Source organism: Imbroritus primus, assembly GCF_964332355.1.
Taxonomy (GTDB): Bacteria; Pseudomonadota; Gammaproteobacteria; order Burkholderiales; family Burkholderiaceae; genus Imbroritus; species Imbroritus primus.
Map to the genome: position 1 here is coordinate 20,446 of NZ_OZ201293.1, position 18,762 is coordinate 39,207.

The 18,762-nt window shown below is 64.8% G+C and carries 14 protein-coding genes; 5 read left to right on the top strand and 9 right to left on the bottom strand.

The window, feature by feature from the left end:
• A complete protein-coding gene (locus ACQ3C8_RS00085) occupies positions 1–1,263 on the bottom strand; it encodes an efflux RND transporter periplasmic adaptor subunit (protein ID WP_428852012.1) in 1,263 nt (420 codons plus the stop codon).
• Between the two features lie 355 nt (positions 1,264–1,618).
• Between ACQ3C8_RS00085 and ACQ3C8_RS00090 the strand changes: the two genes are divergently transcribed.
• Positions 1,619–2,263 (top strand): TetR family transcriptional regulator, encoded by a 645-nt coding sequence (locus ACQ3C8_RS00090; RefSeq protein WP_428852013.1) that lies wholly within the window; start codon positions 1,619–1,621, stop codon positions 2,261–2,263.
• Between the two features lie 46 nt (positions 2,264–2,309).
• On the opposite strand, the gene ACQ3C8_RS00095 is transcribed toward ACQ3C8_RS00090, so the two are convergent.
• Positions 2,310–3,893, bottom strand: coding sequence for a methyltransferase regulatory domain-containing protein (locus ACQ3C8_RS00095; protein WP_428852014.1), 1,584 nt, complete (start codon positions 3,891–3,893; stop codon positions 2,310–2,312).
• Between the two features lie 169 nt (positions 3,894–4,062).
• Here ACQ3C8_RS00095 and ACQ3C8_RS00100 point away from each other — a divergent pair, with 169 nt between their 5' ends.
• From ACQ3C8_RS00100 to ACQ3C8_RS00110, 3 genes are all read left to right on the top strand, one after another.
• Complete coding sequence (locus ACQ3C8_RS00100) at positions 4,063–5,484, top strand: FAD-dependent oxidoreductase (RefSeq protein ID WP_428852015.1); 1,422 nt, start codon at positions 4,063–4,065, stop codon at positions 5,482–5,484.
• Between the two features lie 483 nt (positions 5,485–5,967).
• Entirely contained in the window at positions 5,968–6,288 is a 321-nt protein-coding gene (locus ACQ3C8_RS00105; RefSeq protein WP_428852016.1) for a hypothetical protein, read from the top strand.
• 58 nt (positions 6,289–6,346) lie between these two features.
• Positions 6,347–6,754 carry a RidA family protein gene (locus tag ACQ3C8_RS00110; protein WP_428852017.1) on the top strand — a complete coding sequence of 136 codons (408 nt, stop codon included), beginning with the start codon at positions 6,347–6,349 and terminating at the stop codon, positions 6,752–6,754.
• Positions 6,755–6,857: 103 nt separating this feature from the next.
• Here the strand turns inward: ACQ3C8_RS00110 and ACQ3C8_RS00115 are convergent, their stop codons facing one another.
• The 5 genes from ACQ3C8_RS00115 to ACQ3C8_RS00135 form a co-directional block, all read right to left on the bottom strand.
• Positions 6,858–10,046: an efflux RND transporter permease subunit gene (locus ACQ3C8_RS00115; protein WP_428852018.1), complete on the bottom strand. Its 3,189-nt coding sequence runs from the start codon at positions 10,044–10,046 to the stop codon at positions 6,858–6,860.
• A complete protein-coding gene (locus tag ACQ3C8_RS00120) occupies positions 10,043–11,215 on the bottom strand; it encodes an efflux RND transporter periplasmic adaptor subunit (protein WP_428852019.1) in 1,173 nt (390 codons plus the stop codon). Before ACQ3C8_RS00120 ends, ACQ3C8_RS00115 begins: the two co-directional genes overlap by 4 nt.
• Before the next feature lie 94 nt (positions 11,216–11,309).
• Positions 11,310–11,942, bottom strand: coding sequence for an MOSC domain-containing protein (locus ACQ3C8_RS00125; RefSeq protein ID WP_428852020.1), 633 nt, complete (start codon positions 11,940–11,942; stop codon positions 11,310–11,312).
• 16 nt (positions 11,943–11,958) lie between these two features.
• On the bottom strand, positions 11,959–13,122 hold the full coding sequence (locus ACQ3C8_RS00130) for an MFS transporter (protein ID WP_050980973.1): 1,164 nt from the start codon (positions 13,120–13,122) through the stop codon (positions 11,959–11,961).
• 146 nt (positions 13,123–13,268) lie between these two features.
• A complete protein-coding gene (locus tag ACQ3C8_RS00135) occupies positions 13,269–14,282 on the bottom strand; it encodes a D-2-hydroxyacid dehydrogenase family protein (protein ID WP_009520776.1) in 1,014 nt (337 codons plus the stop codon).
• A gap of 302 nt (positions 14,283–14,584) precedes the next feature.
• On the opposite strand from ACQ3C8_RS00135, the gene ACQ3C8_RS00140 reads away from it, so the two are divergent.
• Positions 14,585–16,465, top strand: coding sequence for a phosphoenolpyruvate carboxykinase (GTP) (locus ACQ3C8_RS00140; RefSeq protein WP_428852021.1), 1,881 nt, complete (start codon positions 14,585–14,587; stop codon positions 16,463–16,465).
• A gap of 86 nt (positions 16,466–16,551) precedes the next feature.
• Here the strand turns inward: ACQ3C8_RS00140 and ACQ3C8_RS00145 are convergent, their stop codons facing one another.
• Entirely contained in the window at positions 16,552–17,199 is a 648-nt protein-coding gene (locus tag ACQ3C8_RS00145; RefSeq protein ID WP_009520778.1) for a response regulator, read from the bottom strand.
• Positions 17,196–18,566, bottom strand: a complete 1,371-nt coding sequence (locus ACQ3C8_RS00150) for a cache domain-containing protein (RefSeq protein WP_428852022.1) — start codon at positions 18,564–18,566, stop codon at positions 17,196–17,198. The genes ACQ3C8_RS00145 and ACQ3C8_RS00150 overlap by 4 nt, the downstream gene beginning before the upstream one ends.
• Between the last annotated feature and the right edge of the window lie 196 nt (positions 18,567–18,762).

Below are 18,762 nucleotides of genomic sequence, written 5' to 3' on the forward strand. Positions count from 1 at the left end.
TTAGCCTTGTGCCTGGCTGGCGGCCTGGGAGGCCGGTTCTGCGGCCGGTGCGGAGGCCGGAGCCGCCGCGCTGGCGGGGGCTGCCGCGGGCGCCGAGGCGGGCTGCGCGCCGGCCGGGGCCTTCGGGGCAAACGGCACCGCCTTGGCCGGTGCGCCCGGCTTGACCTTCTGCAGGCCTTCCACGATCACCTGTTCACCACCCTTCAGCCCACTGTTGATGACCCACTGGTCGCCCCGTGCGACACCGACCTGCACGGGGACCGAAGCGACGTTGCCATCGGCACCGACGACCATCACCGACGCGCCCTGGCCGCTGCGCATCAGCGCGCGTTGGGGAACCGTGATGCCATGCTCGTTGACCGCCTGGTTCACGCGGACACGCACGAACACCCCTGACAGCAGCTCACGCTTGGGATTGGGAAACTCGGCCCGCAGCGTGATGGCGCCGCTGGTCGGGTCGACCGCCATGTCGGAGAACAGCAACTTGCCTTGGTGTGGATATTCGCTGCCATCGCCGCGCAGCAGCGTCACGGCGGCTTCCTTGCCGCTTACGCCCTTGAGCCGGCCGGCTTCTACAGCCGCCTTGAGCTTGAACACCTCATCTGCCGGCTGGGTGAAGGTGACCCGCATCGGGTCGACCTGTTCCACCGTCGCCAGCGGCGTGGCTTCGCCACGGCCGACCAGTGCGCCTTCGGTCACCAGCGCACGGCCCACGCGGCCGGAGATCGGCGCGGTGACGGTGGCGTAGCCGAGGTTCAGCTGCGCGGTGGTCACGCCGGCGCGGGCCGCTGCGACTTCCGCATCGGCCTGGCGAGCCGCTGCCACGGCTTCGTCGTATTCCTGCTTGCTGATGGCGTTCACGCCTACCAGCGGGCCATAGCGCTCGGCCTTCTGCCGGCTGGCGGCGGCCGTCGCCTGGGCGCGTGCCAGCGCGGCCTGGGCCGAGGCCAGTTGCGCCTGGAACGGCGCCGGGTCGATGCGGAACAGTACTGCGCCAGCCTTGACGTCCGAACCTTCGCGGTAGACGCGCTCCTTGACGATACCCTCCACGCGCGCGCGGACTTCCGCGGTACGGGTGCCTTCCAGGCGGCCGGGCAGTTCGGTGGAGACGGTAAGCGGTCCCGGCGTTACGGTGACGACGCCCACTTCCGGCGGCGGCATGCCGCCAGCGGGTGCGGCGGCTTTCTTGTCACCGCAGGCCACGAGCGTGGCGACGACGAGCAAGGAAGCGGATATCTGGCTGATGCGGCGGGACTTCCTCATAGATAACCCCTGATAACGAGATGAGTCGATGCGCCCCGCAGCAATTGCTGCGCTGCGAGGGCGAATGCATGGTTCTGATTTGCTTCAGACAGTCGAAGCATGTGCGCTACGAAGGCGGCGGGCGGATCGCGGCAATCCTGCATGGTATGCGCAAATCGCCGCACCGCGCAGAAAAACGAACGGGGCCTGACAGCACGCCGAGTGTCGCGTATTATATATACATTCGTGGATGTATGTATGACATCACGGCGAAAGGGGGCTTTATAAATGAGGTCGCCGTCGCATTTTGTCAATGCCCCGTCGAGACCGACAGGGGCCGAGGAAAGCAGGCAAAGCCTGGAGGATTGCAGAAGTCATGGTCAGGCGAACCAAGGAAGAGGCCCAGGAAACGCGTAACCGCATCCTGGATGCCGCCGAAAATGTTTTTCACGAGCGAGGCGTTGCACGCACCTCGCTCTCCGATATCGCGCATGCGGCGACGGTGACGCGTGGCGCGATCTATTGGCATTTTCGCAACAAAGCCGACCTCTTTGCCGCCATGTGCGACCGGATCAAGATGCCCATGGACGCCATGTTCGATCCGGACCGCGTCGAAGATGGCGATTACGTCGCCCAGTTGCGCCGCATTGGCGAATACCTCTTGCAGCAGATGCTCGACAACCCGCAATGGCGCAAGATTTTCGAGATCCTGTTCCACAAGTGCGAATTTGTGGAAGACACCGAGCCGATGCTCACGCGCCTCCAGCAGTCGTGCCGCGAAAGCATGACGCGCACCGAGCGCACCATCCGCAACGCCATCGAACGCGGCCAGCTGCCGGCCGATCTCGATGTGCCGGTGGCAGTCGCCTATTATCACGCCACGCTCAGCGGCATCATCGGCGACCACCTGTTCTATCCTGACTGCTCCGTCTTGCGCGGTAACGGCGCGCGGTTCGTCGCGACCCTGGTTGATTCCCTCGCCACGTCTCAGGCCTTGCGCAGGCAACCCGCCACCGCGTAACTCGCCGCCCCGATCCGCGACCGCATGAGCGCCGCCTCGTCGTCGATCAGTCTGTCAGCAGCCCACGCCCTGCGAGTGTCCGCAGCGCCAGCTCGAGATGCTCCTCGGCGCAGGCCCGTATGGCCTCCGGCGTGGTCAGCCGCTTCTGGTCGTTGTCATGGAAACGGATGCGCTCTTCCCGCTCCGCCGTCACCAGATGATCGACCAGCGCGGCGCGTGCATGCGTACCATCAAGCAGCGGCAACACCAGCAACTCCACGATATTCAGCGGCGTCGGCTCATGCAGTGGGCCGGTCGTGACCGCACGCCCCATCGAAGCATCCTGCCGGACCAGCCAGTCCGCCACCGGCTGCGCACCCGGCGTGCGCGCCACCTGTTGCGCTCGCGTGCGGATACGTACCATGCCACGCGCGATCAGCGCGCGCAGCACCATATAGAGTTCCTGCTCGGCCGCGTCTGGCGACTGGCCCTCGCGTTCCGCCACGGCGCGCATCTCGGCTTCCAGCGTGGCTGCGGAAAGGCTGCCGGGGCAGGCCGCATTGAACAGTTCGACGAGCCGGTGCTGAAGCACGGTCCCTGGCTGGATCGTCCCGCCCCACAGCCCCAGCCATGTTGCCGGCGTCACCGGCTCGCCCCGCTCGTCCAGCTGCTGGTGGAAGCCAGCGTAGAACGCGAGTTGCTGCAGTTGCTCGCGCCCCAGGTCGCGGCGCATGCGCTCCTGCGCATCGGCGTGTACCAGTAAGGTCTGGCGGAATACGCGGTTGTTCAGGAAATCCATGTACTGCTCGAGATCGACCTGGTTATGCGCCACATTGTTCAACCGCTGCGCCGCGTCGTCCCCGAGGTTGGCAGGAAACATCGAGGCCAGCATGCCGTCGCCGAGATAGCCGAGCCCATGATTGAGCGCCCGGCCAGCGAACTCGCGGAAATAGCAGGGACGGTTGTGTTCCTCGAGATACTCGTGCAGCAGGTAGGAGTCGCTGCCATTGGCCACCGCCTCGGCTTCCGCATCCACCACATGCTTGAACATGGAGCCGGGGCGCGCGATCTGCTGCATGTATTCCACCATGCCCTTGGCATGGCCGAGGCGCTGGCTGGGGTCGGCGATCTGGCGCGTGTGGAACAGCATCGCCTCGCGCATTACCTCACGCGTCTTCCAGCCGGGGTACACGTTGTAGCTCACATAGGCCACGCCGTCCGGCCGGAGGTAGTCCTTGCACGCGCGCAGGATGGCATCCTGGATGTCCGGCGCCACCCAGCTGTAGACACCGTGCACGATGATGTAATCGAAAGTGCCCAGCCCCTCCGGCAGGTCGGCGATGCTTGCATGGTGCAAGACAATATTGTTGAGACCGAGCCCCGCGATACGCTGGCGGCCTTCTTCGATCTGCACGCGCGAGTAGTCGATGCCGACATACTCCGCTTGCCGATTGCGCGCCGCATGCGGAATCAGGTTGCCGCCCGCCGCGCAGCCCAGTTCCAGCACGCGCGCCGTGGCGGGCGGGGCGCAACGCAGGCCAAACAGCACGGCAATCGCACCCAGCAGGTCAGGGCTCGATTGCCAGTAAGGATGCGAATCATATGGAACGGCGTCGTAGTGGGCAGCCGCTTCCTGAAGCTGGGCGTTCATAGGCACCTCGACAGGGCGAAAACAGGGAAAAGACGAGCCCACCAAGGCTACGTGAGGAAGAGTCCGATGCCTATGCGGCGAATTCTTATAAGTGTTTCGCAGTGCAAAGTTGCCCCTTCTTCCCGGGCAGGGCATCATGAGGGTTCGCGAAGCGGCAAGGAGGATTCCGATGGCAGAACGCAAGCGCGCCACACGCGCCCAGTCCACCACGCGCCTGTCGGCCCGGGCTCACCGGCCTGAGCTGCACGACGGCGAGCGATTCGACCTGATCGTCATCGGCGCGGGTTCTGGCGGCCTGTCGGCAGCCACGCGTGCCGCGCGGCTCGGTGCACGCACCCTGCTGATCGAACGCGATGCCCTTGGCGGCACCTGCGTCAATCGCGGTTGCGTCCCCAAGAAGCTGCTTTCCTACGGCGCTGGCTGGGCCCAGGTGCTTGGCACCTGCCTCGCCGCCACGGGCGGGCGCGAAGACTGGTCCGATGCCATGACGCGCGTGCAGGCCGAACTTGGCCGCCTACATGTACGCTACGACGAAAACCTCGAAGGCGCCGGCGTCCTGCTTGCCGAAGGAAGCGCCGTGCTGGGCGAGGGCGGAATGGTGCAATTGGCCGACGTCCGGCTCCAGGCCCGCAACATCGTCATCGCCACCGGTGCCCGGCCGCGCACGCTGACCATCCCAGGGGCACAGCTCGCCAGTACCTCCGACGACATCTTCACATGGCAGACGCTGCCCAAGTCCATCATCATCATCGGCGGTGGCTACATCGCTGTCGAGCAGGCATCCATCCTCGCGCGCTTCGGCGTCAAAGTGGAAATGCTCGTGCGTTCCGCCGCGCTGCTCGCCAATTTCGATCACGATCTGGCACAAGGTATTGGCGACGCGCTCATCAGCCAGGGAGTACGCATTCATTTCGGGGCCACGGTCGATTCAATCTCGCAAGGCAACGGTGCAATCGAAGCCCACTTCCGTTGCGAAGGACGTGCCGATCGCGTGCGTGCGCAAGCTGTACTCGCCGCCGTCGGACGTCAGGCAGCCACCGAAGGCCTCGGTCTGGAAGCGGCCGGCGTACAGGTCAACGACAAAGGCGCCATCGTCGTCGGCCGCCATTTCCGCACCACCGCCCGTCATATCCATGCCGTGGGCGACGTCACCCAGCATCCGCAACTCACGCCGATTGCGGTCGCGCAGGGCCGCGCCCTGGCCCAGCACCTGTTCGGCAAGTACGACATCGTCAACGACGTCGATTTCGACCTGATACCCACTGCCGTCTTCAGCGAACCTGCGCTCGGCACCGTTGGCCTCACCGAAGCGGCTGCCGCCGAAAAATACGGCTCCCGCGACCGCATCGAAGTGATTGCCCGCCGCTTCGTCTCGCTCGAAAACCGTTTCAAAGGCAACGCCCAGCAATCGCTGATCAAGCTCGTCACGCACGCCGCCAGCGGCCGCGTGCTCGGCGTGCACATCATGGACGCCGCCGCGCCAGAAATCATCCAGACCTTTGCCGTGGCCATGCGCTTGCGCGTGCGCATGTCAGACCTGCGTACCACGCTGCGGGTGCATCCGACGGTGGCGGAAGAGCTGTTTGGTTGATTGGCGCAGGCTTCCCCCATAAGAGCGCGCTGCCTCCACCTAGACCGCCGCTGTAGCACCGTGGTTAAGCGGGCGAAGTGTCTCGCCCGCGAGGTGCTCGTCAGTAACAGCGTCCTACCGATCGCTACCGGAGGCGCGTATATCTCACCTGATCATCCACACGATGGCTTCATATTGGCTGGCCAGGCATTTTTTTAACGTTATCTAACAGGTGGGTTGAATTTGGAAAGCAATACTCGCACGATCTTTTGAAGTAATCCATAAACACTATTTCTTTCGGTTAAGCACTGTAAATGCGTTGGCTGCGAGCGTTGACGCTATCCAATGTGCTGGGCACCATCGATCTCGCTTGGATGTTCCGTAGTTTCGGAGTTGGTAGCCCTGTTCGACTCTTCCATCTCTCAAGTCAAAGCGAGGGAGTTGTTCTTGCGAGTCGAGACGGGTCTCCTAAGCCATCAACGTGATGTCATTGCGAGATAAAAAATGAAAGAAAAAGAAAACGTGTTTGGACTGAATGCGGGCGTATTAGCTGAAGTGCGCGCGAGATTGGAGAGGGCAACAAAAATTTCTCTCACGGCGCGTGATAGTCTCTATTTCGGTGGCGAGTACTTTAGATATTCCGACGAAAAATTAAGTGTGCTGTTGCATGAAAACTTCATTGAAGACGATGGCAAGCCGACAGCTGCAGATTTTCCCGAGGTTGCTGTTCTGTTATATGTGAGTGGGGAGGTATCGGCCGTCGATCAACTGAGTGAGAAAGTGCTCCAGCAAGGTTTCAGACTGCTGTATTCAGGCACTCACTAGAGTACTCACACACTGAAGCGTTTCTTCATGAGGTGCAACGTTCCTAACAGGAGTTTCTGTGCATACCAAACATCGTGTCATAGCGTCATCGGTCAAAGAGCCGCCACCGGGTTTGTGGTCCAACTGTGTGGTCGTCGGCGAGGTCGTGTATGTGTCAGGCATGACGGCGCGCGGACCCGATCCCGAGGTCATTCTGGGCAGTGACGAGTATACGCAGGCGAAGGTGATATTCCAGAAAATCGAGGATTTGATCGAGGCAGCCGGTGGGCGGATGAACGATGTCGTCAAGATGACCATCTACGTGACACGGATTGCCCGCAACACCGAAGTATGGCGCGCCCGCAAAGAGTTCTTCAGTGGAGACTTTCCGGCCTGCACGCTTGTCGAGGTCTCATCGCTGGCCAAGCCCGAGATTCTGCTGGAGATTGAGGCGATTGCCCATATCGGTTGTTCAGCTGCACTCTGATGTGCCGCCACATGATAGATAGCGAGCCACTCGGAGTCCGAATATCGTGCCTCATAAAAAATGCCCGGATATGTCCGGGCATTTTTGTTTCATGGCGACAGGCTTAATGCCCATGCGCCGACGTCTGCGCGGCCGCCAGATCCGCCTGCGACAGCTGCACCGGACCATTTCCCGAGAAGCGATCAAGCGCGAGGTAGATGATCGGTGTGATGAACAGCGTGACCAGTTGCGAGAAGATCAGGCCGCCGACCACGGCGAGGCCGAGCGGCTGGCGCAGTTCGGCGCCGGGGCCGAGGCCGATGGCGAGCGGCAGTGCGCCCATGACGGCGGCGAGCGTGGTCATCATGATCGGCCGGAAGCGCAGGATGCAGGCGGTGCGGATGGCTTCGGCCGGCGGCATTTGCCGGGTGCGCTGCGCGTCGAGTGCGAAGTCGATCATCATGATGGCGTTCTTCTTGACGATGCCGATGAGCATGAGGATGCCGATCACGGCGATGAGCGACAGTTCGACGCGGAAGGCAAATAGCGTGAGCAATGCGCCGATGGCGGCGGAGGGCAGGCCGGCCAGAATCGTGATGGGGTGGATGTAGCTTTCATACAGGACGCCAAGCAGCACATAGATGACAGCAATGGCGCCGATCAGCAGCACGATCTGGGTGGCTTGCGATGACTGGAAGACTGCCGCATCGCCACCATAGCTGGTGATGATGGAGGCGGGCATGCTGAGCTGGGCCTTGAAGGCGTCGATCTTGGCGGAGGCATCGCCAAGGGCCGCGCCGGGGGCAAGGTTGAAGGCGACGGTAATGGCCTGCAGTTGTCCCTGGTGATTGACGGCTGCCGGGCCGGCGCGCCGCTCGGAGGTGGCGAAGGCGGTGAGCGGAACGAGTCCGCCGGCGTCGCTGCGGACGTAGATCTTGGCGAAGGCGCTTTCGTCGCGGCGATCGGGGTCGCTGGCCTGCAGGATGACCTGGTAGCTGTCGCTCGGGCCGTAGATGGTGGAGACCTGGCGTTCACCAAACGCGCTGTAAAGCGCGGTGCGCACTTCAGCCATGCTGACACCGAGCGTGTTGGCCTTGTCGCGGTCGATGATCAGTTGCGCTTCGAGTCCGGAGAGCTGGGCGTCGCTGGTGACATCGCGGAACACCGGATCGGCGCGCATCTTGTTCATGAGCTGGTCGGCCCAGCCTTGCAGGGCGTCGGCCTGCACGCTCTGCAGCGTGTACTGGTACTGGCTCTTGCTGGGGCGGCCGCCGAGCTGCAGGTTCTGGATCGGCGAGAAGTACACGTTCAGCCCGGCGAGCTTGCGCATTTCCTTGCGCATCGATTCGAGCACGGCCGGCATCTTGGGTCGTTCGCCATGCGGTTTCAGGTCGATGAACATGCGCGCCGTGTTGTTGCCCGTGGAGCCGCCGCCGCCAATGGCGACGACGACACTGCGCACGGCGGGATGCTTGCGGATGATGTCGGCGGCTTCATGGGCGCGGGTGACCATGGCGGGATAGGCGATATCCTGCGGCCCTTCAATGGTGGCGCGGATCTGGCCGATGTCTTCTTGCGGGAAGAAACCCTTGGGGATCGCGGCGAACAGCAGGCCGGTGACGATGAACGTGCCGAGCGCGCCGACCAGTACCGTGCGCCGATGCGCGAGACACCAGTCGAGTCCGCGCGTGTAGAGGCGCAGCGTGGCCTTGAAGCCATCTTCGAACCATTGGGTCGAGCGTAGCGCGAGGGAAGGCTTCTGCGCGGCTGCCGGGGTGGCATGCGCGGCCGGCGCCGTGCCGTCGTGGTGGTGCGAGTCGTCGACCGGTACGTTGTCGGCGCGCAGATAGCGGCTGCACAGCATAGGTACCACGGTCAGCGAGGCGACGGCGGAGACGAGAATCGCCAGCGATACGACGGCGGCAAATTCGTGGAACAGCAGGCCGATTACGCCGGGCATGAAGAACACTGGAATGAATACGGCCACCAGCGACAGCGAGATCGAGACGATGGTGAACCCGACTTCGCGCGAGCCGACCAGTGCGGCGCGCAGCGGTGACATGCCGTTCTCGATGTGCCGCACGATGTTTTCCAGCATGACGATGGCGTCGTCCACCACCAGGCCGACGGCGAGCGTGATGCCGAGCAGGGAGACGTTGTTCAGGCTGTAGCCGAACCATTTCATCAGCGCGATGGTGCCAATGATGGAAATTGGTAGCGAGAGCGTGGGGATGAGCGTAGCCGCGGCGCGCCGCAGGAACAGAAAAATCACCATCACCACCAGCACCACGGTGAGGCCCAGGGTGAACTGTACTTCGTGGATGGAGTCGCGGATCGACTGCGAGCGGTCGTTGCGCACGCGCAGGTCAACCGAGCCGGGAAGCTGCGCGCGCAGGCGCGGCAGTTCCGCGAGCACGGCATCGACCACGGCGACGGTGTTGGCGTCGGTCTGCCGCTGCACGCCGAGCACGATGGAGCGTTCGCCATTGACCCAGCTGCCGGTCTTGATGACTTCTACGCTGTCCTGCACCTCGGCCACGTCGCTCAGGCGCACGGGCTGGCCATTGCGGCTGCTGACGATGATGTGGGCGAATGCCTCGGCATTGGGCAGCTGGCGGTTGGCCTGGATGGTCATGGTCTGGCGATCGCCATCGAGCGTGCCGACCGGGGTGTTGGTGTTGGCGTCGCGCAATGCGGTCGCCAGTTCGTCGAGCGTCATGCCGCGCGCGGCGAGCGCATCGGGTTTGACGCGTACCCGAACCGCGTATTTTTTCTGTCCGAACACCGAGACCTGGGCCACGCCCGGCAGGGTGGAGAGGCTTGGCGAGATGAGGTTGTCGGCATACGCGCTGAGATCGGACAGGCTCATCGATGGTGAGTTGATCGCCAGCAGCAGTACGGCCTGATCAGCCGGGTTGACCTTGCGGTACGAAGGCGGATTGGTCATCTCCGTCGGCAGGCTGCGCTGCGCTCGGAACAGAGCGGCTTGCACGTCCACGGCAGCGGCGTCGATGTCGCGGTCGTTGGAGAATTCGATGGTGATGCTGGTGCTGCCGAGGGTGCTGCTCGAGGTGATCATGCTCACCCCGGGGATGGTGGAGAACTGTTTCTCCAGCGGCGTGGCGACGGAAGCCGCCATGGTTTCCGGACTGGCGCCCGGCAGCGAGGCGGAGACGTTGATCACCGGCGAGTTGTAGCTCGGTAGCGCGGCGATGGGGATGGTCGGATAGAGCAGGATGCCGGTAACGACAATGGCGATGCTCAGAAGCACCGTCATCACCGGACGGCGGATACACAGTTCGGACAGATTCATGCGCCGCCCTCACCCTGGGCGCCGTTGGTGGCGGGGGTGGATGCCGGCTGCATGGGCGATTCACGCACCGTCATGCCGGGCCGCAGGTTCTGCGCGCCCTCTACGACCACGCGTGTGCCGGGCTGGATACCTTCGACCACGGCAGCCTCCGGCGTGACCGCAACGAGCTTGACCTTGTTGGCGTGCACCTTGTGGTCATTATCGACGCTGTAGACCAGCCGGTTGTCCGGCCCGGTCAGCACGGCATGGGGCGGCACGACGATGACATCGCGCAGCGTCCGCACGGAGATGTGGATATTGACGTAGGTGCCGGGCCAGAGCCGCTGCTGCGCATTGTCGAACTGGGCTTTCAGCAGCAGGGTGCCGAGCTGCGGGTTGACAGTGTTGTCGACGAAGGTGACCTTGCCCTGGATGGTGTCCGGCAGGCCGTCGTTGGGTGCGGCCGAGACGTCGACCGGGCCGCTGCGCAGGGCTTGCTGCAGGGCGGCGAGTTCGCGTTCCGGCAGGGTGAAACTGACGGCGACGGGGTCGATCTGGGCGATGGTCAGCAGGGCCGCCCCGCCGGGCTGCACCAGCGAGCCGGGGAAAGCGGTGACCGCGCCGGTGCGGCCGGCGATGGTGGCGCGCAGGGTGCCGTAGCTCACGCTTACGCGATTGGCTTCGATGGAGGCGCGGTTGGCGCTGATCAGGCCTTCGAGGTTGGCGACCTTGGCGCGGGCCGTGTCGACTGCGCTAGCGGAGATGAAATTGCGCTTGAGCAGGTCTTCGCTGCGCGCCAGCTGGCGGCGTGCATCTGCCAGGTCGGCCTGGTTCTGTGCCAGCGTGGCGCGGGCCTGCGCCAGATTGGCTTCGTCCATGCGTGTGTCGAGCGTGAACAGCAGGTCGCCGGGCTTGACCATTTGTCCTTCACGGACATGCACCTCACGCACCACACTGGAGATCTGAGGCCGGACCTCGACGGTGGAGAGCGCGGTGACGGTGCCGTTGGCGGTAAGTTCGATGCGCACATCCTTGCGCTGCGCCTCGGCGATGGTGACCGCGACAGCGGCTGGCTCGCGGGCACTCTTGCCGCCTGCGAAAAAGGTCTGGTAGAGCCACCAACCGGCACCGGCCAGCAGCAACGCTCCGATGGCAGTCCACACGCGACGTCGGCCCTTCCCCTCAACCATGCTCAATACCCCAACACTTGTTGTTAACGCAGCCGTCCAGCTGTCATGCCATGCGCGCCCCGGCGGACGCGCCTCGAATGAGAGCCGGAGGACATCAGAAAAGTTCGTGCCGGCGCTCCGCAAAACGCTGGCGGTTGATCTCACCGAGTGGTGTCTGGCGCGGACCAGGCGTCAGGCACACGGTGTCGCCGGCACGAATCTCGCCCGGCTGCTGCACGCTCAGGTAGACACCGGAACGGCCGCTGACCAGCAGGTCGCGGGCCGCTTGGCGGTAGCCCAGCACGGCATTGAATTTGTAACACGGTCGCCGGGGCGACTCCACGCGCAGGATGCAGTTGCCGATCAAGAGGGTGTCACCAACCCACAGCGCACCTTCCAGCAGGCCTTCGAGCGTCAGGTTTTCGCCAAGCTCGCCGTATGCCAGCGGGGCACCTGCCGAAACGCCGGCATCTGCGCGGGTCGTTTCCCACCAGCCATAATGCTCGGCGGGATAGGCATAGACCGCCTTGAGCGGACCACCGTGCTTCTCGAGGTCAGCCTGCTCGTCGCCACTGACGCCCAGCGGCGTAATGGCGATGGCCAGCGGCTGCGCGAGGGTGCTGCAGGGTAGCTTGCGGATAGCCGACAGCACCGGTGCGTCCGTTCCTGGGCGGACGCCGGCATGGGCAAGCGGTGCGCATTGTCCACGGGCAACGGACAGGACGCGCATGGTCGGCGCAGTTGACATTGTGCCTCTCCGGGCATCACGGCAGTTTGGGCGGCGGTGTGCTGGTATCGGCCAGGCGGGCGCGGTGCGAAATCAGGATCGCGGCCAGGACGAAGCACGCAGCCCCCCAGTGTAACGCGCCGGGCCCTGCTGCAGCAAAAATCCCCGCGCCGGACACGGCTCCCAGCGCCTGTCCCAGATAGATACACGACGAATTGAGTGACACCGAAATCGGCGCAGCGGCCGGCGAAATCGTAATCAGGCGAGCCTGCTGCGCGCTGTTGGTGGCAAAGCCGCCCAGGCCCCAGAGCATGAACAGCGCCACCATGGCGATGCGGCTCCATTCGCCGAGCGGCCAGAGGATCAGCGCGGTCAGCGAGCACAGCAAGGCAATGCGCACGACGCGGGCCGGGGTGATGCGGTCCATGAAGTTGGCCGCCAGCGCGTTGCCGATCACGCCGCACAGGCCGAACCCGAAGAACATCAGGCTCAGCATGCCGCCGGTGACGCCATAGACATCGCGCATCATCGGCGCAATATAAGTAAACATCGTGAACAGGCCAGCTGCCTGGATGGCCGTCGTGGCGACCACCAGCATGATCGGCTTGTGGCGCAGCACCGCGCCCCACGCCTGCGTGCCGACTGGTTCGACGAACAGCCCGCGCGGCAGTTGGCGCCAGACACCCCAGGCAGCCAGGGCCGCGCCGGTGGCGACTACCGCCATGCTGACGCGCCAACCCAGGGTCGTGGCAATCCACGTACCGATCGGCATGCCGAGCACGCTGGCGATGCTCCAGCCGAGAAAGACAAAGCTGATGGCGCGGCCACGCTGCAGCGGCGGGACCAGCAGCGAGAGTGTCGCCGCCGCCTGCGGGGTATAGATGGCTGCGCCGAACGCGGTGAACAGGCGTGCTGCCATCAGGGTGCCAAAACTGGGCGCGAGCGCGGCCAGCACATGCATCACCGCATAGACGGCAAGCGCGCCGCTCAGCAGCAGGCGCCGGTCGATGCGCGAGCCGAGCGTGCCGAAGAGCGGTGCGCCCAGGCAGACGGAGAACGCGAAAACGGTGATCAGCTGCCCGGCCGTGGTGGCGGGAATCTGGAACGTGGCGGCAATTTCATTGAGCATGCCGGTGACGATCATCGCCCCGGTTCCGATCACGAAATTTCCGAGGCAGAGGATGACAAGTCTGGACGGCATGACAGCAAGGCAAAGACCACGCCGGACGGCGTGGCAGTGATGGCGAGCGCGGCCGGGTGCCGCGCCGGCGTAAGTGTACTCGTATTTGTGGATGGCCGCCGGCCGCTGTCAGCCGCCGGCGGGCCACCAGGGCGCGCATCAAGGCATCAGCGCATCAGCGAGGGGGTGAGCGCCGCGACGTTGACGATGGCGTCGTGCTTGCCGGCGAGCACGTCGAGGATGTTCTGGAAGGCCTGCCCGAAATACTGCTCGTAGTTGTCGCGCTCCACGTAGCCGAGATGCGGCGTGCAGATGCAATTCTCCATGCGCAGCAAGGCATGGCCTTGCAGGATGGGCTCGGACTCGAATACGTCGACGGCCGCCATGCCGGGCCGCCCACGGTTGAGTCCGCTGACCAGTGCGTTTTCTTCGAGCAGTTCGGCTCGGCTGGTGTTGACCAGCAGCGCGGTCGGCTTCATGCGTAGCAGGTCGGCAGTCTTGATGATGCCGCGCGTCTGGTCCGACAGGCGCATATGCAGAGACAGCACGTCGGCGCTCTCGAACAGTGCCTCGCGCGATGCGGCCGTGCCGAATCCATCGGCCTGCGCACGGGCGCGTGCTGCGTCGCTGCCCCACACCTGTACCTCCATGCCGAAGGCCTTGCCATACCCCGCCACCAGCTGCCCGATGCGCCCATAGCTCCAGATGCCGAGCGTGCGGCCGCGCAGCAGCTGGCCGATGCCGAAGTTCGGCGGCATGTTGGTCGATTTGAGACCGGATTGCTGCCATGCGCCGTGCTTGAGGCTTGCGACGTACTGCGGGATGCGGCGCTGCGCCGCCATGATCAGCGCCCAGGTCAGTTCTGCCGGGGCCACCGGGGAGCTGGAGCCTTCCAGCACCACGATGCCGCGCTCGGTACAGGCGTCGATATCGATATGCCCGCCGGCCCGGCCGGTCTGGCTGATGATCTTGAGCTTGGGCAGTTTTTCCAGCAACTGGCGCGTGATGCGTGTGCGTTCGCGGATCAGGACCAGCGCCTCGGCGTCGCCCACGCGCGCGGCCAACTGGCCGATGCCTTTGACGGTGTTGTTATAGACCTTGACGTCGTGCCCGTTCAGCAGCGCATAGGCGTCCAGCTTGCGCACGGCGTCCTGGTAATCATCGAGAACAGCGATTTTCATTCACAACCCAACATGAGATTTGATGCGGAGCAAAAATCGGCGCGGCACCCCGGTGCTATGCTTGACACAAGCGCCAACCGATCGTTGGCGGCTGCGACTGACAGGAGGTGCGGCATATGCCACACGACTTCCTGTCGCTCCGGACTGGCCGGAGAGGTGCGGCATACAATGCCCACGCCATTTCAACACGAGACTGTAGCGCACCGGTGTGGATTGCTGCGATGTCGCCATCCCGGTAGTTGTAACCGAATGTGTCGATGCGGGGAAGCGCAGCCCCGTCGCATCGCTTCCAGGGGGTCTTGATGACGCAGTCCGCCACCGGCGTAGCCGGCTCTTCCGTTGCCGTGAATGTACCTGCTCTGAATGTACCTGACTATGTCCGCCACCGCGGCCTGATTGAGTGGGTCGCCGGCATTGCCGCGCTGACACGCCCGGCCGAGGTGGTGTGGTGCGACGGTTCGCAGGCCGAGTACGACCGCCTGTGCGCGCAGATGGTGGAGGCCGGCACGCTGCGCCGGCTCAACCCGGCCCTGCGGCCGAACTCGTATCTGGCGCTGTCGGATCCGTCTGATGTGGCGCGCGTCGAGGACCGGACCTTCATCTGTTCCGAAACCGAGGCCGATGCCGGGCCCACCAACAACTGGATGGCGCCCGCGCAGATGCGGGCGACGCTGCATGGCCTGTTCGAAGGCTGCATGGAAGGCCGCACGCTGTACGTGATTCCGTTCTCGATGGGGCCGCTCGGATCGCCGATCGCGCATATCGGCGTCGAGCTGTCGGACTCACCGTACGTCGTGGTCAACATGCGCATCATGACGCGCATGGGGCGCGCCGTGTACGACGTGCTGGGCGACAACGGTACCTTCGTGCCGTGCGTGCACAGCGTGGGCAAGCCGCTGCGTGCGGGACAGGCCGATGTGCCGTGGCCGTGCAATCCGATCAAGTACATCGTGCATTTTCCGGAAAGCCGCGAGATCTGGTCGTTCGGCTCCGGCTACGGCGGCAATGCCCTGCTCGGCAAGAAATGCTTCGCCCTGCGTATTGCCTCGACCATGGGCCGCGACCAGGGCTGGCTGGCCGAGCATATGCTGATCCTCGGCGTGACCGCGCGGGATGGCCGCAAGTACCACATCGGCGCGGCCTTCCCCTCCGCCTGCGGCAAGACCAACTTTGCCATGCTGATTCCGCCCAAGGGGTTCGAGGGCTGGCGCGTGACCACCATCGGCGACGACATCGCCTGGATCAAGCCGGGTGCCGACGGGCGCCTGTACGCCATCAATCCGGAGGCCGGCTACTTCGGCGTTGCACCGGGCACGGGCGACAAGACCAATCCCAACGCCATGGCCACATTGCGCGAGAACGTGATCTTCACCAACGTGGCGCTGACCGATGACGGCGACGTGTGGTGGGAGGGCATGACCGACACCCCGCCGGCCCACCTGATCGACTGGCAGGGGCGCGACTGGACGCCCGAGCTGGCGCGCACGACCGGTGCCAAGGCAGCGCATCCCAACGCGCGTTTTACCGCACCGGCCGCGCAGTGCCCGTCCATCGATCCAGCCTGGGACGATCCGCGCGGCGTGCCGATCGACGCCTTCATCTTCGGCGGCCGGCGTTCGAGTACGGTGCCGCTCGTGACCGAGGCGCACAACTGGGTCGAGGGGGTATACATGGCGGCCACCATGGGCTCCGAAACCACCGCGGCCGCCGCTGGCCAGCAGGGCGTGGTACGGCGCGATCCGTTCGCCATGCTGCCGTTCTGCGGCTACAACATGAGCGACTACTTCGGCCACTGGCTCGCGCTTGGCGACAAGCTTGCCGATGGCGGCGCGCGCCTGCCTCGCATCTTCTGCGTCAACTGGTTCCGCAAGGATGAACAGGGGCGCTTCGTGTGGCCCGGGTTTGGCGAGAACATGCGGGTATTGGCGTGGATGCTGGGCCGCATCGAGGGCGAGGCGCAGGGCGAGGAGCACGCGCTCGGCGTATCGCCGCGCTATGGCGACCTGTCCTGGAACGGGCTGACGTTCTCGCCGGCGCAGTTCATGACCGTGACCGCGCTCGACCGGCAGGCCTGGGAAGACGAACTGGCGCTGCATGCCGAACTGTTCGAGCAGCTTGGCGCGCGCCTGCCTCGCGAGCTGCACGAAACGCGCGTGCTGATCGCGGCACGCTTGCGGGCCTGACGCGCGGGAGGTCTCCGTGGCGCCGTGCCGGTCTGGCGCGGCGCCTAGCCTCAGTACGGGAGCTGTAGCGCCACAGTTTCAACGCTTCAGCGCGCGTCGCCGAAATGCTCGACGGCGTACTTCACCAGTTCCGCCTGGCCTTCGATGCCGAGCTTGCGCTTGATGTTGAGGCGATGCGTTTCGACGGTGCGCACGGATAGGCCCAATTCCCCGGCGATCATCTTGTTGGCCATGCCGCGCGCGATGCGTGCGAGGATGTCGCGTTCGCGGCGGGTCAGTGCATCGACTGGACCATCGTCCTCGGCCATGCGGCGCGCGATGCTGCCGCTGCAAAAAATGCGGCCTGCCAGCACGGCCTGGATGGCTGCTACCAGCTCATCGGCCGGCGCGTCCTTGAGCACGTAGCCGCCCGCGCCAACACGCAAGGCCTGGCGCACGAACTCCAGGTTGTCGTGCATCGTCACCACCATCACCGCGATTTCCGGATAGCGTTCGTGCAGCGCCTCGGCGAGGGCAATGCCGCTCATGCCGCGCATGGCCACGTCAGTCACGACCAGGTCCGGCAGCCGCGTATCCGGCTGGCGCGCCAGCCATGCCAGCGCGCTTTCGCCATCTCCGGCTTCGCCGATCACCTGGATGTGCGGCTGTGTTTCCAGCCGCATGCGGATGCCATCCCGCACCAACGGATGGTCGTCGATGAGCAGCACGCGGACGGGACGGTCGAACGTTGTCATGAAACGGCTCCTGTGGCCGGCAGGCGGGCGATCACGTGCGTGCCCAGCGGGCCCGAGGTCACGGTCAACGTGCCCTGCAGCGCGGCCATGCGCTCGTTCATGTTGCGCAGGCCGATGCCACGGTCGGGGTCTTGCTGCACGTCGGCGACATCAAAGCCGATGCCGTTGTCATGGATCGCCAGGACGGTCTGGCCGGCATCGTACCGCAATTCGATACCGGCTGAGCGTGCGCGGGCATGGCGCAGGACATTGGTCAGGGCTTCCTGGGCAATACGGTAGAGCGCCGTGGACTGATCGCCGCTCAGTGCATGCGGTGTTCCGTTGACCGTGAGTGCGACCTGCAGGCCGCCATTGTCATGCATCTGCCGCGCCAGATGCTCGAGCGCCGCCTGCAGGCCGAGATCGTCGAGCAAGGCCGGCCGCAGCGCATGCGACATGCGCCGTACCTCGACAAACACATGGTTGATGCGTTCCAGCGCGGTCGCCAAGAGCGGTGTTGCGCCATCCGGACGCGCCCCGCCGGCGGGCAGCCGCTCGATGGCCGTCTCGATCAGCAGCTTGACCGAGACCAGCAGCTGGCTCACGCCATCGTGCAACTCGCGCGACAGCCGCACGCGCTCGTCTTCCTGCGATTGCACCACGCGCTGCGCCAGCTGCTGCAGCTTGGCGTCGCTTGCGCGGTGCTCGCTGACATTCAGGGCCATGCCGGCGACGGCCACGACGAAGATGCTGATCGCGGCGATGGCGCCGATCCACAGCAAGGTCTGGCGGATGTCGTCGCGGGCCCGCGCGTCGATGCGCTGCAGGGCGGCATCGACATCGTCGAGGTAGATGCCGGTGCCCATCATCCAGTTCCACTGTGGGATCGCTACCACGTAGCCCAGCTTGTCGACCAGTTGCTGTTCGCTGGAGGGCTTGCGCCATTGGTAGCGGACTGCGCCGCCGCCAGCCTGCGCTGCGGCGATGAGGTTCTGGATGGTCGGCCGTCCGTGTGCGTCGCGCAGCGCCCAGAGATCCTGCCCGACCAGTTCCGGCTGGCGCGGATGCATCAGGCTGCGGCCCTGCAGGTCATACAGAAAGAAGTAGCCGTCGGGGCCATAGTCGAGCTGCGCCAGGATTGCAATGGCGGCCTGGCGGGTCTCGTCGTCGTTACGGCCCGAGGCGACCAACGGGCTGATGGCGCTCTCCGCGAGCTGCACGTAATGGCGCAACTCCACTTCCTTGGCTTGCAGGTATGCCGCCTCGACCAGCGCGCGCTGGTGCTGGGCCAGCGTGATGGCCTGGCTGCGCACGGCCAGCGCGATGGCCAGCATTGCCAGCGCCAGGGGCGCGACGGCCAGCAGCAGGAATTTATGGCGCAGTTTCATGGTTCGTTCTACGTAGTATCACGCAGCTTGTCTGCGTAGTTTCGCGCTTGTGCACCTTGGTGGGGAAGTCAATACTACACGTCGCCATCCACTGGATCCGCCCGCCACGTTCCGCGTGGCTGCTGGCCGTGGACCCTGGCGTGCCCGGGGCACGCCATCCTGCCATGCATGAGAACGAGCCGCCGTACCACGGCCG

Bases quoted from the DNA above. Each gene is read 5' to 3' on its own strand.
- ACQ3C8_RS00085 (WP_428852012.1), bottom strand. From the start codon at position 1,263: ATGAGGAAGTCCCGCCGCATCAGCCAGATATCCGCTTCCTTGCTCGTC.
- ACQ3C8_RS00090 (WP_428852013.1), top strand. From the start codon at position 1,619: ATGGTCAGGCGAACCAAGGAAGAGGCCCAGGAAACGCGTAACCGCATC.
- ACQ3C8_RS00095 (WP_428852014.1), bottom strand. From the start codon at position 3,893: ATGAACGCCCAGCTTCAGGAAGCGGCTGCCCACTACGACGCCGTTCCA.
- ACQ3C8_RS00100 (WP_428852015.1), top strand. From the start codon at position 4,063: ATGGCAGAACGCAAGCGCGCCACACGCGCCCAGTCCACCACGCGCCTG.
- ACQ3C8_RS00105 (WP_428852016.1), top strand. From the start codon at position 5,968: ATGAAAGAAAAAGAAAACGTGTTTGGACTGAATGCGGGCGTATTAGCT.
- ACQ3C8_RS00115 (WP_428852018.1), bottom strand. From the start codon at position 10,046: ATGAATCTGTCCGAACTGTGTATCCGCCGTCCGGTGATGACGGTGCTT.
- ACQ3C8_RS00120 (WP_428852019.1), bottom strand. From the start codon at position 11,215: ATGGTTGAGGGGAAGGGCCGACGTCGCGTGTGGACTGCCATCGGAGCG.
- ACQ3C8_RS00125 (WP_428852020.1), bottom strand. From the start codon at position 11,942: ATGTCAACTGCGCCGACCATGCGCGTCCTGTCCGTTGCCCGTGGACAA.
- ACQ3C8_RS00130 (WP_050980973.1), bottom strand. From the start codon at position 13,122: ATGCCGTCCAGACTTGTCATCCTCTGCCTCGGAAATTTCGTGATCGGA.
- ACQ3C8_RS00135 (WP_009520776.1), bottom strand. From the start codon at position 14,282: ATGAAAATCGCTGTTCTCGATGATTACCAGGACGCCGTGCGCAAGCTG.
- ACQ3C8_RS00140 (WP_428852021.1), top strand. From the start codon at position 14,585: ATGACGCAGTCCGCCACCGGCGTAGCCGGCTCTTCCGTTGCCGTGAAT.
- ACQ3C8_RS00145 (WP_009520778.1), bottom strand. From the start codon at position 17,199: ATGACAACGTTCGACCGTCCCGTCCGCGTGCTGCTCATCGACGACCAT.
- ACQ3C8_RS00150 (WP_428852022.1), bottom strand. From the start codon at position 18,566: ATGAAACTGCGCCATAAATTCCTGCTGCTGGCCGTCGCGCCCCTGGCG.